The organism is Streptomyces sp. NPDC004126, assembly GCF_050275515.1.
In the GTDB taxonomy this organism is placed as follows: Bacteria; Actinomycetota; Actinomycetes; order Streptomycetales; family Streptomycetaceae; genus Streptomyces.
The window spans coordinates 1-13,682 of the sequence record NZ_JBNNPF010000071.1 but is presented as its reverse complement, the minus strand read 5'-3'; the positions used below and the strand labels follow the sequence as shown (position 1 = coordinate 13,682).

Genomic DNA, 13,682 nt, shown 5'->3' with positions numbered 1-13,682 from the left:
CTCACCATCGGGAGTCGGCGGGCGCATGAGTCCCCCAGACGGTCCTCAACGTGTCGCAGACCTCACCGACCGTGGCTTCGGCCCGCAGAGCGGCCTTCATCGGGTACAGCACGTTCTCGGTGCCGGCAGCGGCCTCCCGCAGTGCGTCCAGGGCGCTTGTAACGGCCGCCGTGTCCCGCCCGGCGCGCAGCTGGGCCAGCCGCTGGGCCTGCCGGACCTCGAGAGCCGGGTCGACACGCAGCGGTTCGTACGGGTCGTCCACTTCGAGAACGAAGCGGTTCACCCCGACCACCACCCGCTCGCCACGGTCGGTCTCCTGGGCAATCCGGTAGGCGCTCCGTTCGATCTCGGCTTTCTGGAACCCCTGCTCGATCGCGGCTACCGCCCCGCCCATCCCTGCCACCTTCTCCATCAGCGCCACGGCGGCGGTCTCCAGTTCGTCGGTCATCGCCTCGACCGCGTAGGAGCCGGCGAACGGGTCGACCGTTGCGGTCACGTCGGTCTCGTACGCGAGGACCTGCTGGGTGCGCAGGGCCAGCCGGGCGGCCTTCTCCGTGGGGAGCGCGATGGCCTCGTCGAAGGAGTTGGTGTGCAGTGACTGGGTGCCGCCGAGGACCGCTGCGAGTCCCTGGACGGCCACCCGGACCAGGTTCACCTCCGGCTGCTGGGCTGTGAGCTGCACCCCTGCGGTCTGGGTGTGGAAGCGCAGCATCATCGACTTGGGGTCGCGGGCGCCGAACTCCTCCTTCATCACGCGCGCCCAGATCCGGCGGGCGGCACGGAACTTCGCCACCTCTTCCAGGAGGGTGGTGCGGGCGACGAAGAAGAAGGACAGCCGGGGTGCGAACTCGTCCACATCCATGCCGGCGGCGACGGCCGTGCGGACGTACTCGATCCCGTTGGCGAGGGTGAAGGCGATCTCCTGCGCGGGCGAGGCTCCGGCCTCCGCCATGTGGTAGCCGGAGATGGAGATGGTGTTCCATTTGGGCATCTCGGCCTGGCAGTAGCGGAAGAGGTCGGCGACCAGCCGCAGCGAGGCGGCGGGCGGGAAGATGTACGTACCGCGCGCGATGTATTCCTTGAGCACGTCGTTCTGCACCGTGCCGGTCAGGGCGGCGGCCGGCAAGCCCTGCTCCTCGGCGACCAGCTGGTACAGAAGGAGCAGCAGGGCTGCAGGGGCGTTGATCGTCATGGACGTGGAGACCCGGTCCATTGCGATGCCGTCGAACAGCTCACGCATGTCCTCGATGGAGTCGACCGCGACGCCCACCTTGCCGACCTCGCCGTGTGCGAGCGGGGCATCGCTGTCGTAGCCCATCTGGGTGGGCAGGTCGAAGGCCACCGACAGCCCGGTGGTTCCGTGGTCGATCAGCTGCCGGTAGCGGGCGTTGGACTCGGCGGCCGTGCCGAATCCGGCGTACTGGCGCATCGTCCAGGGGCGTCCGGTGTACATCGTCGGGTAGACCCCGCGGGTGTAGGGGTAGGCGCCGGGCTCGCCCAGCCTTTGCGCCGGGTCCTGGCCTACTTGGTCCTCTGGTCCGTAGACGGGCCGGATGGAAAGACCGCTCTCGGTGCTGCGGCTGCTTGGTTCGTTCGTCACGCGTGCTTCTCCTGGAGCTCCACCGGGAATCCCGGTTGCTCTACTTCGCCGTCGGTTTCCGGGGAGCTGCCGCCTTGGCGCGCTTCGGCGATTCCGGAAAGGACGGCGATCAGGAGAGCGATGCCCGCACACGCCACGACGGCTTCCCGGGGGCCGGCTCCGGAAAGGAGGGCGGCAGCGAGCAGGCCGGCGGCGCCGTATCCGAGACCGGCGCATGCGTACGTCGCCGAGAAGGCGGCGCTCAGCGCGCCCTGGGGTACGCGGTCTTGAACGGCCAGGGAGCGTGATGCCCCCACGGCCGGCTGGAGCACACCGATGATCATGATCAAGGCGAAGCCCGCCACTACGTTGCCCACGATGCCCGCCGTGATGACAGCCGCGCACAGCAGGCTCAGCAACACGGCCGTCTGGACCACGGGCCGGCCGGGCCACTGGCGTGAGCTGTACCAGATGCCGCCGAGCACCCCCATCCCCGCCATCACGCTCAGCCATGTCCCGGCCCAGGTGGTGTCGGCGCCGAGGAGCGGAAGGAGACCGAAGAGGCTGACGGTCAGAGCGCCCACGGCCAGCATGGCGGCAGCCGACTGGCCGCACGCGGGAAGCAGTCGTGTCCACGGCACCCCGGCACGTTCGTCAACGGGTGCCGTGGCTGGTTCGGTGAGGAAGCGCGCGGTGACAGCGCCGAGCCCGCAGAAGGCCGCGATGGCCCACACCGGCGCCGTGTTTCCGATGCCCTCGGCGAGGAATACGGCCAGCACAGGTGCCGACAACCACATCAAGGTGTTGAGCGAGCTCTCCACACCCAGTACGGGCCGTACGTGGTGGGGAGCCAGCCGCATCGCCAGGGCGCGCAGCGCGCCGTGCGCTCCGGCTGCGACCCCGCCGCCGCAGGCCACTACCGCGACGACGACGGCAATGGGCAGCGCGGGGGCGAGCGCGGCAGCGAGGACGAAGAAGCCGGACGCCGTCATGAGTACGAGCGTGAATTCGCGCTTCATGGGCCGGCGGTCGAAGCGCCGGCCCAAGGGTGCCGCGCAGACGGCTTCCGCGATGGCGTGGACGCCGACCAGCAGGGAACCGCGGGAGAGTGAGCCCGAGCCCGCCTGCCCGAGGTAGATGAGGCCCACGGGGGCCATGGCGACGGAGAGGCGCTGGCACAGGAGGAGCAGGGCCCACGGGCGCAGCTCGGGCAGCATGAGGGTCGACCGGTAGGCAGTCAGGCCGCGCATGGGACTACTCCTGTCCGCTGATACGGATCGACCTGAGTTCCTGGTAGAACGGCAGGCACTCATCGAGCACGGGGTGCAGGTGATCGGGCAGGGGGTGCACCGGGGAAGCGGAGGGGCTGAACCCGGTGGAGTTCCAGACGCCCTTGTACCAGTGGCGGCCCCAGACCCCGTCGGTCGGCCGCGGGCCCGCCGGCCAGGAGAGCATCTGAGGAGTGAAGGGGACGTCCAGCGCCCGGCACAGCTCCCGGAGCACCGGTTCCGGCCGCTCGACGAGGTCACTTGTATCAACGACCGGCCCGCCGAAGAGGCGGTGCAGTTCGTACTGCTGCCGCAGGCCGAGCTCGTCCGCGGAAGGGGCCTGGACCTGCGCGTACGAGGCGAGCATCTCGGCCGGATGGCGGATGAGGAAGGCGTGGCGCAGGGGCCGCAGCAGACTCCGGTCGACGGCCGGCAGCAGGTGCTGGGCGAGGTGCTTCTGATAGAAGATCGGGGCACCGGCCGGTGGCGGTGCAGTTGTGAGAGCGTCGAGGACCGTGCGCCAGTCGGTTGGCTGACTGGCGATCACTTCCTCCTGACCCGGATCCGGGACATCTGTGTTCGCGAGGTAGTACGCGTACAGCGGCTCGTCCACCACGGAGGTGTCCGGGCGGTTCTCCCAGGCGCGGAGCATGGCGGTCGACCGGGTCCGAGGCCCCGACCACATGGCGATGCGAGTATGTTCCGACACGGTTCTCACCTCTCCTGGAACCGGCGCTCGACGTAGTCCACTACGTCCCGGTTCACGATGTTCTGGTTCTCCTGGGTGAAGCCGTCCCACCCGGGGACCACGTTGGCTTCGATGACGACCGGCCGACCGTGGAAGTAGATGACATCGATGCCGGCCATGCTCAGGTCGAGGGCGCGGGCGGCGAGCCGGGACACTTCAAGCAGGTCGGCCGGGGGCTCGATGACTTCGATCGGGCTGCGGGCCGGACCGCTGCCGTGTCCGTGGCTCTGACGCCACGCATCACCGTGCGTGAGGGCCTTGACGCACACGGACGGCTCGTCGCCGATCAAGGTGATCCGGTAGTCGCCGGTGTGTTCGAGGAACGGCTGGGCGAGTAGCACTCCGTACTTGATCAGCAGCGACTTGACCTGGTTGACGGCTTCTTCGGTGGGCCCTTCGACGAACCGCTCGACGTCGATGCCGCCGAAGCCCACCGAGGGCTTGAGGACCACGCGGCCCCACGCTTCACACGCTTCCAGGAAGTCGGACACGCTCGCGCATTCGCGTGTCGGAGGTACGGGTACCCCCGCCTGGGCGAGCTTGTGCAGCATCGTGAACTTTCCGACCGCCGCCACATGGACGTCGGCGGGGTCCAGCACGAGCACCCCCGGCACGCTGGACAGCAGGTGCAGGTGTTCCGCCGCGATCCTCCAGTTGTCCAGCCCGACGTGTCCTCGGGAGAGGACGACGTCGAAGCTCGCCGCGTCGTGGCCGTTGATCTGCGGCCGCGGCCCGCTGCCGGCGGCAAGGCAGCGGATGTCGTCGAACTCGAAGAGCACGGTCTCGTGACCACGCCTCTGTGCCTCGGCTGCGATACCTGTGGACTCCGCTTCGCCCGCGGCCCAGGCAAGGACGCCCAGCTTCATGACAGTCTGTCCCATCTTGTGTGCTGTATTTCTCGGGTTCCCGGCTTCCGGCCAGGGCTTCCAGGTCCAGCGCCTGCGCTCACGCGCGCTGGTACCAGGCGGCGTCGCCGCCGTCTCGGGCGACGCTCTGCTCGCCGAAGACGGAAACGGGCGCCTCGCCTTCGACACAGATCCGGTGCAGCGTGCGCGGCGCGTCGCCGTAGTCGTCGACGGCCACGTGCTGGGTCGCCCGGTTGTCCCAGATCGCGACGTCGCCCTCGCTCCAGCGCCACCGGACGGTGTTCTCGGGGCGCGTGATGTAGCGCTGGAAGATCTGCTGGATCTGCTGGCTGTCGTGCTGCGAGAGCCCCAGGATCCGCTGGGCGAAGCCGCCCACGACCAGCGACCGCTCCTGCGTCTCGGGGTGGACCCGAACGACCGGGTGTTCCGTTTCGAAGTGGACCGATTCGAAGACCCCTCGGAACTCGCGCTCCGCGGAGGTGGACTGGCGGGACCTGGCAGCGGCCGCGTAGTCGAAGGCGTTGGTGTGCACCGCCCACAGGCTGTCGGCCAGACGGCGCAGGGGCACGGGGAGGTCGTCGTACGCGGTGACGGTGTTCGCCCACGCGGTGTCACCGCCGCACGGCGGTATGACGATTCCCCGCAGGATCGAGAAGGCCGGGTAGTTCCTGACGAACGTCACGTCGCTGTGCCAGGACGTGGCCCGGCTGCCGCGGGAGTCGATCTCGAACACGGCGTGGGCGTCGCCCTCCGACGGGATGGTCGGATGGGGGATCGGCACCCCGAGGCGCGAGGCGAAAGCGTGGTGGACGGCGTCGTCGAGGTGCTGCTGGCCGCGGAAGAACACGACCTTGTGCTTCAGCAGGGCTTCTCGGATCGCCTTGACGACGGGCTCGTCGAGATCTCCGGAGAGGCGGACCCCGCTGAGCTCCGCTCCGACGCGCTTGGTGAGCGGACGGACGATGGGGTCGGTATGGGTATGGGTGGACACGATGTACTCCAGAAGACTGAGATGAGCCGGGCGAGCCCGGGCGTCATCAGGAACAGGCGGAGCTGATGGCGTGCGCGAACCGCCTCAGTGGCCCTGGCGTGACGTACGGGAAGCCCAGCCCGGGTTCGGTGAGCTCCAGTTCGAGCAGCAGGGGTCCGGATTCGCCGCGCACGAGGTCGACCCGCCCGTAGACCAGGTCGTGCACCGCGACGCCGGCATCGGCTGCGGCTCCCTCCAGACAGGCCAGCGCGACGGCCCGCATCTCGGCGTCGGGTTCGGCCTCGGCCAGGGATTCGGGGAGGTAGAGGGCGCCTTGGGTGTCGGCGACGCCGCCGGTCAGCATCGGGCCCTTGGTGAACGCGTGTGAGTAGGCACCGCGGAAGAAGACGAGCGAGGTCTCGCCGTGCCGGTCCACCGACTGCTGGTAGGGCTGGACCAGTGCGCTGAACCCCGCCGCGTGGAGCTTCTCAAGATGGGACACCGCCTCCGCACGCTGCGATGAGGTGAACCGGCCGGCACCGCGCGATCCGGCTCCCACCGCCGGCTTGATGACGAAGTCGTCTCCTGCGTCCCGCAGCTGCCCGCCCGGCTCGTGCACCAGGGTGGGGATGACGGGAAGACCGGTGGCGGCGAGCCTGGCGAGATAGCGCTTGTCCGTGTTGCTGCGGATCACGGGAAAGGGGTTGATCAGCTTCGGAAGGGAGGCGCACCAGTCGAGGAAGCGTTCGCGGTGGTCCTGGTAGTCCCAGGTCGCACGGAGGACGACGGTCTCGTCAGGGCCTACCGGCGAGCCCCAGGGAGCCCAGCGGGCCACGACGTCGTATTCGGCGAGCGCCTCGACGAGGCCGGCGTCGTCACCGTCGCCTTCGGGCATGGCGCTACAGGAGGCGAGGACGGCACGTGCGGACATCGCTCACGCCGCCATTTCGGCCGTAGCGGCCCCTGGCAGGTCGGGCCATCGCATCGTGGTGCGGCCCCAGGTCATTCCGGCGCCGAAGCTGATCATCAGCACCGTGTCGCCCGGCTTGATGCGCCCGTCACGCCACGCGATGTCCAGCCCTAGGGGAATCGACGCGGCTCCCGTGTTCCCGATCCGGTCTCCCGTCAGTACGAGCTGCTCCGCCGCGAAGCCCATCGCGGAGGCACACTCCTGGAGCAGATTCGGGTTGGCCTGGTGGCAGACGAGGTGATCGATGTCGCCCAGCTCCATCTCCTCTTCCTTCAGAGCCTCGTTGACGAGACGGGGGAACTCCGATCGGACCAGGTCGGCGACCTCACGGCCCGACATCTTCAGGAAGTGCGTATCGGGCGCAGCTGCCGGGGCCGGGAGTCCGGGGCCGCCGGTGACGTAGTGCGACAGACGGCCATCGGTGTAGAGACCCGTTCCGCATATGCCCTGGCCTTCGGGCACGCGCCCGAGCAGGACGGCTCCGGCTCCGTCACCGAAGAGGGGGTGTGTCCGTCGGTCGGAGGGGTCGGTGGCACGGGAGTAGGTGTCCGTCGCCACCACCAGCACGTGACGCATGCCGGGGGTGCCGGCCAGGAGCCCCCGGCCGAGTTCACATCCGACGAGGAAGCCGGCGCAGGCCGCGTTGACGTCGAACGCCAGGGCGTTCGGCGCACCGATCAGCCCTTGCAGACGCGGCCCGATGCCCGGAATGGGAAGGTCCGCTGTCGAAGTCGCCAGGATGATGGCGTCCACCTCGTCGGCATCCACACCGGCCGCGTCAAGGGCGCGGCGGGCGGCCCCGACAGCGAGGTCGAGTCCCGTTTCGCCCTCCTGGACGAAGCGCCGCTCCCTCACGCCGATCCGCTGCTCGATCCAGCCGTCGGGTACCTGGACACCTGCCTCCAGCTCCCGGCTGGGCACGATCTTGCCGGGCAGGCAGGAGCCCGTCCCGAGGATGCCGACTTCGGGACGGCCTACAGCTCCATGGGGCCATGCGGACATGGGAGAACCTTTCAGGTGTGCGCAGGCTTGCCGCTGCGCGGTCTCGGGAGGGGGCGGGGGAACGAGGGAGACCGGACGGATCCCGTCGTCTTCCTCACGCGGAGTAGAAGTCCACCTCGGTGTGGTCAACGGCCTTGTCCATCTCGCCGGGAGAGGCGTACGAGAAGCAGAGGATCACCCGGCGCGCGCCTTCCCGGGCGAGCGGTGCCACGCGGTGCAGCGCCGTGTCGGCCTTGAGGAGGTAGGCGGAGCCGGTGGCGGGGTGACGGCGTTCGACGCGCCCACCCGCAAGGACCTCCTCGACCCGGGGGTCCTCCTTGTTCCACGCGGTGTCCCGGACGTACTCCAGTGCGCCGCCGTCCTCGGGGGCAGGGCCCTCGACGATCCAGACGAACGCGTAGGAGTAGTCGTCCCAGTGCCATCCGTGCGTCTCACCGATCTCGGTCAGGCGGGAGATGACCATCTCCTCCGGGGTGAAGGGAACGGGCAGGATCTCGCCGGCCTTCGTGATCTCGGCGAGGAAGGAGCGCAGGGCCGCCGAATGGTAGGTGCCCGGGATCAGCTCCGATTCCTCGGCGATCGGGTTTCGGCCGACGACTTCCATGAACCGGGGGGTTCCGCCGGTGCGGCTGACGTTGATCCGGCGCTTCAGCCCGTGCTTGTCCAGCAGTCCGACGATCTCTCGGTCGAGGGCTTCGCGGACCTCGCGGGGTCCGAAGTCGGGGAATTCGATGAACTCGTCTTCGGCGAAGCGGGCCTTCAGGTCATCGAGCTGGTCGTCGAAGGTCGTGAGGTAGGAGGTCCAGGAAGCCTCGATATGAGACACGACGTGATCCTTTCGTGATGAGTGTGAGAGATTGCGGCGGGTGCTGCGCCCTGTGCCGGAAGGGCTGGTCTCAGGCGAAGAGGCCGGAGAGCCGGTGCTCCATGGCGGAGGCGGTCTCGACGTCCTCGGCGACGGCGCAGTACTCGACCGCGCCGCACTGGCTGACGTGGTCCGCGGTGACGATGACGCCCAGCCCCGTGCCGGGATCGAAGGCGAGCCCGGACGCCGCCAGGCGTTCCACGGCTGCCTGCGAGGAGGGCACCCTCCAGTGGTTGCGCGTGACCAGCAGCCGGTTGTCGGCGTAGTGCGGACCGAGGAAGTTCTGGCCGATCCAGTGCAGGTGCGTCGTTCCGCCGAGACGTCCGTTGAACTCCGACAGCAGGACCTCCCCGTCCGGGGTCAGCAGGCCGTCGATGTTGATGAACCCCCGGTACCCCATGCCCTGGATCGGCTCGCACAGGGCGACCATGGCGTCCACGTACTCCCCCTGCTGGCGCCGCGTTGCCACGACTCCGGGGATGGCGATGCCGTCGAAGATCGGAGCCATCCGCATCTCACCCACGTGGTGAACGTGAATGGCGTCGTCGGTGACGCTCACCTCCGCGCCCAGCGCGATCGAACCCGGGATGTAGTGCTCGATCACGACGGGGTTGCGATCACCGCTGGTGTACTCCGGCCAATGGCCGTCGAGGTGAACGGCGATGGCCTCAGGGCTGGTCAGCACCACGGTCCTGGGTGCACCGACGGGCTCGACGCCTTCACACGGCGCGAGAATGTCGTTGCCGAATCCCCCCGTGTGCACGTCCTGCTTGACGATGACGGCGTCGCCCCTCCCGAGGATTCGGCCCACGAACTCCTCAGCACCGGCTCGCGACATGGTGGTGAATCCTTCGGCCATCGGCACGCCGACGCCGGCCGCGATCGCCCGGAACACCGACTTGCTGTTGAGCAGATCAGTCCCGCCCGCTTCCAGGAACCCGAAGGCGGGCGTTCCCGCCTCGAGACCGAGTTCCCGCGCCAGACGGGCCACCGTGCTGTCGAACGAATACGGCAGGATCTGCGTCAACTCGGACCCGAGCGAGCGAAGGTGGTCCACGAAGCGGTGGTCCAGCAGCCGTTCCCCCGTCAGGACGTCGTTCCCGTAACGGCCCGGGAGCGGCACCACGATGGCAACGGTGTCACGGGCGAGCCCCTTGAGAGCCAGGACGTACTCGATGAAGCCTGGATCAGGGGCCTGAGGAAGAACCAGCACGTCGCCCGCTTCGAGAAGCCATGCCATGCGCAGGGCGATGTTCCCGGCAGCCCGGCGGTCGCGCGCGTCGAACGCGTCCAGGTCGCCGACGATGTGCTCGTTGTACGTGTTTCCGATCAGAAGCCGGGTCATCGGACAACCTCCTTGCTCAGCTGAAGCTCGGCTTCGACGCGTCGCAGGGCCGCGTGGAGGCGTCGGAAGAGCAGGTCCGTGTCACAGCACCCGATCGTCAACGGCGGTGCCACGAGGATGGACTGCGTACGGTGGTCGGTCCCGGCCGGGTAGAGGATCAGCCCGTTCTCACTCGCCCGGCAGCAGATCAGACGGGCAAGGGGCGCGGTCTCGAAGCCCTTCGGGTCCTGCAGAACGGGGAGTCCGTGCAACAGACCACGCCCGCGCGGCCCGCCCAGAAACTCGAACGATGCCGAGAGCTCCGCGAGGCGCTGCCGCATGAGCCCGCTCATCTGACTGGCCTTCTCCGGCAGACGGCGGCTCCTGGTGAACCGCAGGACCGCCAGAGCGGTCGCCGCCGAGAGAGGATTACCGCTCATGGTGTGGCCGAAAGCCAGGTCCACGGCGGACGTGCCCTCAAGCACGCGGCGGCCCACCAAGCAGGCTCCGATCGGCGTATACCCGGCACTGAGACCCTTGCCGGTCACTACGAGGTCCGGCACCACACCCGACTGCTCGAATCCGAACCATCCGCCGACGCGGCCGAACCCGGTCATCACCTCGTCTGAGATCAGCAGCGCACCGTGCTGGCTGCACAGCTCCCGCAGGCGTCGGAAGACCTCGTCCGGAAGTTCCGCGGCACCGCTGGCCGCACCACCGACGGGCTCGACGATCACGGCCGCGACCCGCTGAGGGCCGACGCGCTCGAAGGCGGCCTCCCATTCCTCGATACCGGGCAGGACTTGTCCGGCTGTGGTGGCGGTCACCGGGACGGTGGTCACGCTGCTGTCGTGGAGGGGTGCAAGGTTCTCCTTGCGCCCGGCGTGACCGGACACGCTGAGTGCGCCCGCGGTCATGCCGTGGTAGCTAGGGCTCTGCGAAAGGACGACCGTACGGTCCGTCCTGCCGAGGGCGGCATGGTGATGCATGACCAGGCGCAGTGCGGTCTCCGTGGCTTCGGATCCCGAGTTCGTGTAGACGACCTCGCGGAATTCGTCGCCGGCCAGGCAGAGCACCTCGTTGGTGAGTTCGTCCACGACAGGGCTTGAGAACTGGCTTCGGTGGACGAACGGAAGGGACTCGGCCTGAGCCCGCATGGCCGCAAGCACTTCGGGCACCGCGTGGCCGATGTTCACGCATATGGGGCCGGAGCTGCCGTCGATGTAGTCGTTGCCCCGGTCGTCATAGATTCGCACTCCGCTCGCCCGGATGGCGCGAGGGAGAACCGTGCGGGCGCCACCGAGCGCTTCGACCGGCTGCCGGATTTCCGCCTCAACGTGCATGGGAAACAGATCCATTCGGAGAATCAATACGCGTCTGAAAACTGTCCGCCTCCACGACGGCGCGGGCATGCGTTCCGTCGCATATCAGCGTTCCGTGCGCGTCACGGACCTCGAAGACGAATTCCGTCTTCCTGTCGACACCGATGGACTCGACGCGGTACTCCACCTCGGCCCCCACGGGGGCCGGGGCTCGATGATTCATCGTGACGTTCACTCCGACGCTCATTTCCCCCGCATCCAGGTACAGGCTCATCGCGCCGGCGCAGACGCGTTCCATATTGCCGAGGATCGCGGGCGTGGACAGGACTTCAAGCCCGTCATTACCCCATTGCGTTGCACAGTCGGACGGCGCCACCACACGGACCGCGTGCGCCGTGACCTTCTTCGATTCAGTCCGCATCACTTACACCTCTTCCGGAAGCTCGCCTTGGAATTCACGCATGACGTGCTTGAAGATGTTCTTCTTCTGCATCTCGTTAGTACCGCCGGCTATTTTGAATGCGACGGCGTCACGTAGATGGCGCTCAATCCCGTAGGATTTTTCGGTACCGATGTGCCCGAAGATCTGCACGAGTTCCATGGAGGCGTCGACGATGCCCTCCGCGGAGAGCAACTTGACGCACGAAGCAAGGGAGCTGGCAGACGGGGCACCACTGTCAAGCGCCTTCAGTGCCACGTGCGCAAGCGCACGGGAAGCCTCGATGGTCAGCTTCATCCGGACGAGCTTGTCCTGGATGTACTGGTGAGCGGCAAGCGGTGCACCGAATGCCTGGCGCCTGAGGCTTCGGTCGGCCGCGAGGTGGAGCAGCCGCTCCACGTGGGATGCGACCACGATGCCGTAGATCAGGCGATCGAAAGTCAGACACCAGTAGAGCTTGTCCAAGCCCTCGCCCACGCCGCCGACCAGTCGCTCTTCCGTCACGCGGACGTTGTCGAGCGCGATGGGTCCCAGTGGGCTCGTGCGCAACCCCAGGAGGTCTTCGTGCTCACCGAACGTCAGGCCGCCTTGGCCCTTTTCCACGAGGAAGAGCGTGATGTCCTTCGGACCCGCTGCTGGCACACGCCCGACGATCATCACCACGTCGGCGACGGGCGCATTGGTGATGTGGCTCTTCTCGCCGGACAGCAGGAAGGCCCCGTCCGGATCCCTGACCGCCGAGGTTTTGATGCCGGCGACGTGCGACCCCCCGGACGCCTCGGTCGATGCCGTGGCTCCTACCTGCCCCGACATGAGGCCCGGCAGTAGCCGCTTTTGTTGCTCCACCGTGCCGTGCCGAAGCAGCAGTTGCATGAGGCCGGCATGCGCTGCGGCAGAAAGGACGAAGCCGCAGTCGTTCGCTCCCCTGGCGAGTCCTTCGAAGGCGGCGACCTGATCCCATATGCCGCCCCCGTCCCCACCGAGATCCCTGGGAACGCCGAGCCGCCAGAATCCCGAATCGGAAAGCCGCTGCCAGAGCTTATGATCGAACGAACCAGTCCGATCTCGGTCGGCACTTCTGGGGGCTATATGTTCATCGGCGAAATCAACGAAGCGCTTCTTTATCTGCGCATATCGTTCCGGGTTCACGCGTACGGTCCATTTCGTTGATCGGGACGGCCGTCGCAACAGGGATGCGGATCGGCTCTTCCAAGAGACGCCATTCGGGATTGGAAACCTGATCTATCCGACGGGGTTGATGCGGCGTCTCAACAAGACTGCACCACAAACGTCACCGGCTTGCCGCATTTCCCTTGGCAGCATGCGGCGTGGCAGCAACATGTCCGCCGCCATAGTTCTTTCGGCCCATGTGAAGGCGTACCCGACTAGTCCCTTCGGCGGATGGCGGTACGGCATCAACATGCCATGCATAATGCTGCCGCCGGAAACCGAGAAGGGCGCACCAAGAGTGCGGCACCATGTGTACGAGGTTATTCAGTGCCCATGCCCATAATCGCACCGCTGAATCCACATTGACGTCTCTAGCAACGTAGGAGCAACCGGTGTTCTTGAAACGGATCTCTCCCAGCAAGGGGCAGATTCTTCGCTCCTTCTCAACAACACGGGGCCAGGGGGCCACGGTGTGGCTGACCGGTCTGCCCAGCGCGGGCAAGACCACCATCGCGTACGCGCTGGCCGAGCGGCTGCGCGCCGAGGGCCACAAGGTGGAGGTGCTCGACGGGGACGAGATCCGCGAGTTCCTCTCGGCGGGCCTGGGCTTCAGCCGCGAGGACCGGCACACCAACGTGCAGCGGATCGGCTTCGTCGCCGAACTCCTCGCCAGCAACGGTGTGAAGGCCCTCGTCCCGGTGATCGCGCCGTTCGCCGACAGCCGCGAGGCCGTCGCGAAGCGGCACGCCGCCGCTTCGACGAACTACCTCGAAGTGCACGTGGCCACCCCGGTCGAGGTGTGCTCCGAGCGTGACGTGAAGGGCCTGTACGCCAAGCAGGCGGCGGGCGAGATCTCCGGTCTGACCGGCGTCGACGACCCCTACGAGGCCCCGCAGGACCCGGACCTCCGTATCGAGTCGCACACGCAGACCGTCCGGGAATCCGCAGCCGCGCTCTTCGCGCTGCTCGAACAGAGGGGTCTCGCGTGACCACCGTCATCCCCATCAACAGGGCCACGAGGGCGCTGAACCACCTGGACTCCTTGGAGTCGGAGGCGGTGCACGTCTTCCGCGAGGTGGCGGGCGAGTTCGAGAAGCCGGTGATCCTGTTCTCCGGCGGCAAGGACTCCATCGTCATGCTGCACCTGGCGCTGAAGGCC

Annotated in this window: 13 protein-coding genes and 1 pseudogene; 2 read left to right on the top strand and 12 right to left on the bottom strand. The window is 67.7% G+C overall.

The window, feature by feature from the left end; all coding sequences use genetic code 11:
- Position 1 precedes the first annotated feature (1 nt).
- From ACQKM2_RS37030 to ACQKM2_RS36975, 12 genes are all read right to left on the bottom strand, one after another.
- Complete coding sequence (locus ACQKM2_RS37030; protein ID WP_427717639.1) at positions 2-1,600, bottom strand: acyl-CoA mutase large subunit family protein; 1,599 nt, start codon at positions 1,598-1,600, stop codon at positions 2-4.
- Positions 1,597-2,829, bottom strand: a complete 1,233-nt coding sequence (locus tag ACQKM2_RS37025) for an MFS transporter (RefSeq protein WP_427717636.1) — start codon at positions 2,827-2,829, stop codon at positions 1,597-1,599. The genes ACQKM2_RS37030 and ACQKM2_RS37025 overlap by 4 nt, the downstream gene beginning before the upstream one ends.
- A 4-nt stretch (positions 2,830-2,833) precedes the next feature.
- A complete protein-coding gene (locus tag ACQKM2_RS37020; RefSeq protein WP_427717634.1) occupies positions 2,834-3,556 on the bottom strand; it encodes a hypothetical protein in 723 nt (240 codons plus the stop codon).
- Between the two features lie 5 nt (positions 3,557-3,561).
- Entirely contained in the window at positions 3,562-4,476 is a 915-nt protein-coding gene (locus ACQKM2_RS37015) for an ATP-grasp domain-containing protein (RefSeq protein ID WP_427717631.1), read from the bottom strand.
- Between the two features lie 64 nt (positions 4,477-4,540).
- Positions 4,541-5,452, bottom strand: coding sequence for a TauD/TfdA dioxygenase family protein (locus ACQKM2_RS37010; RefSeq protein WP_427717628.1), 912 nt, complete (start codon positions 5,450-5,452; stop codon positions 4,541-4,543).
- Between the two features lie 46 nt (positions 5,453-5,498).
- Complete coding sequence (locus ACQKM2_RS37005; protein WP_427717626.1) at positions 5,499-6,326, bottom strand: ATP-grasp domain-containing protein; 828 nt, start codon at positions 6,324-6,326, stop codon at positions 5,499-5,501.
- Positions 6,327-6,365: 39 nt separating this feature from the next.
- On the bottom strand, positions 6,366-7,403 hold the full coding sequence (locus ACQKM2_RS37000) for a 3-oxoacyl-ACP synthase III family protein (RefSeq protein WP_427717624.1): 1,038 nt from the start codon (positions 7,401-7,403) through the stop codon (positions 6,366-6,368).
- 94 nt (positions 7,404-7,497) lie between these two features.
- Complete coding sequence (locus tag ACQKM2_RS36995; RefSeq protein WP_427717623.1) at positions 7,498-8,229, bottom strand: HalD/BesD family halogenase; 732 nt, start codon at positions 8,227-8,229, stop codon at positions 7,498-7,500.
- 70 nt (positions 8,230-8,299) lie between these two features.
- Positions 8,300-9,613: a peptide ligase PGM1-related protein gene (locus ACQKM2_RS36990; RefSeq protein ID WP_427717621.1), complete on the bottom strand. Its 1,314-nt coding sequence runs from the start codon at positions 9,611-9,613 to the stop codon at positions 8,300-8,302.
- On the bottom strand, positions 9,610-10,950 hold the full coding sequence (locus tag ACQKM2_RS36985) for an aspartate aminotransferase family protein (RefSeq protein ID WP_427717619.1): 1,341 nt from the start codon (positions 10,948-10,950) through the stop codon (positions 9,610-9,612). Before ACQKM2_RS36985 ends, ACQKM2_RS36990 begins: the two co-directional genes overlap by 4 nt.
- The gene (locus ACQKM2_RS36980) at positions 10,925-11,335 is read right to left on the bottom strand and encodes a thioesterase family protein (protein WP_427717618.1); all 411 of its coding nucleotides are present in this window, start codon (positions 11,333-11,335) and stop codon (positions 10,925-10,927) included. Before ACQKM2_RS36980 ends, ACQKM2_RS36985 begins: the two co-directional genes overlap by 26 nt.
- A gap of 3 nt (positions 11,336-11,338) precedes the next feature.
- Positions 11,339-12,502 carry an acyl-CoA dehydrogenase family protein gene (locus ACQKM2_RS36975; RefSeq protein WP_427717616.1) on the bottom strand — a complete coding sequence of 388 codons (1,164 nt, stop codon included), beginning with the start codon at positions 12,500-12,502 and terminating at the stop codon, positions 11,339-11,341.
- Between the two features lie 449 nt (positions 12,503-12,951).
- Between ACQKM2_RS36975 and cysC the strand changes: the two genes are divergently transcribed.
- On the top strand, positions 12,952-13,512 hold the full coding sequence (gene cysC / locus ACQKM2_RS36970) for an adenylyl-sulfate kinase (protein WP_427717679.1): 561 nt from the start codon (positions 12,952-12,954) through the stop codon (positions 13,510-13,512).
- Positions 13,509-13,682 (top strand): annotated as a pseudogene (locus tag ACQKM2_RS36965) (sulfate adenylyltransferase subunit CysD); the annotation flags it as partial. The gene cysC and the pseudogene ACQKM2_RS36965, both read left to right, overlap by 4 nt.

Coding starts and splice junctions, on each gene's coding strand:
- ACQKM2_RS37015 (WP_427717631.1), bottom strand. CDS start 4,476: ATGGGACAGACTGTCATGAAGCTGGGCGTCCTTGCCTGGGCCGCGGGC.
- ACQKM2_RS36985 (WP_427717619.1), bottom strand. CDS start 10,950: ATGGATCTGTTTCCCATGCACGTTGAGGCGGAAATCCGGCAGCCGGTC.
- ACQKM2_RS36980 (WP_427717618.1), bottom strand. CDS start 11,335: ATGCGGACTGAATCGAAGAAGGTCACGGCGCACGCGGTCCGTGTGGTG.
- ACQKM2_RS37000 (WP_427717624.1), bottom strand. CDS start 7,403: ATGTCCGCATGGCCCCATGGAGCTGTAGGCCGTCCCGAAGTCGGCATC.
- ACQKM2_RS37025 (WP_427717636.1), bottom strand. CDS start 2,829: ATGCGCGGCCTGACTGCCTACCGGTCGACCCTCATGCTGCCCGAGCTG.
- ACQKM2_RS37005 (WP_427717626.1), bottom strand. CDS start 6,326: ATGCCCGAAGGCGACGGTGACGACGCCGGCCTCGTCGAGGCGCTCGCC.
- ACQKM2_RS36990 (WP_427717621.1), bottom strand. CDS start 9,613: ATGACCCGGCTTCTGATCGGAAACACGTACAACGAGCACATCGTCGGC.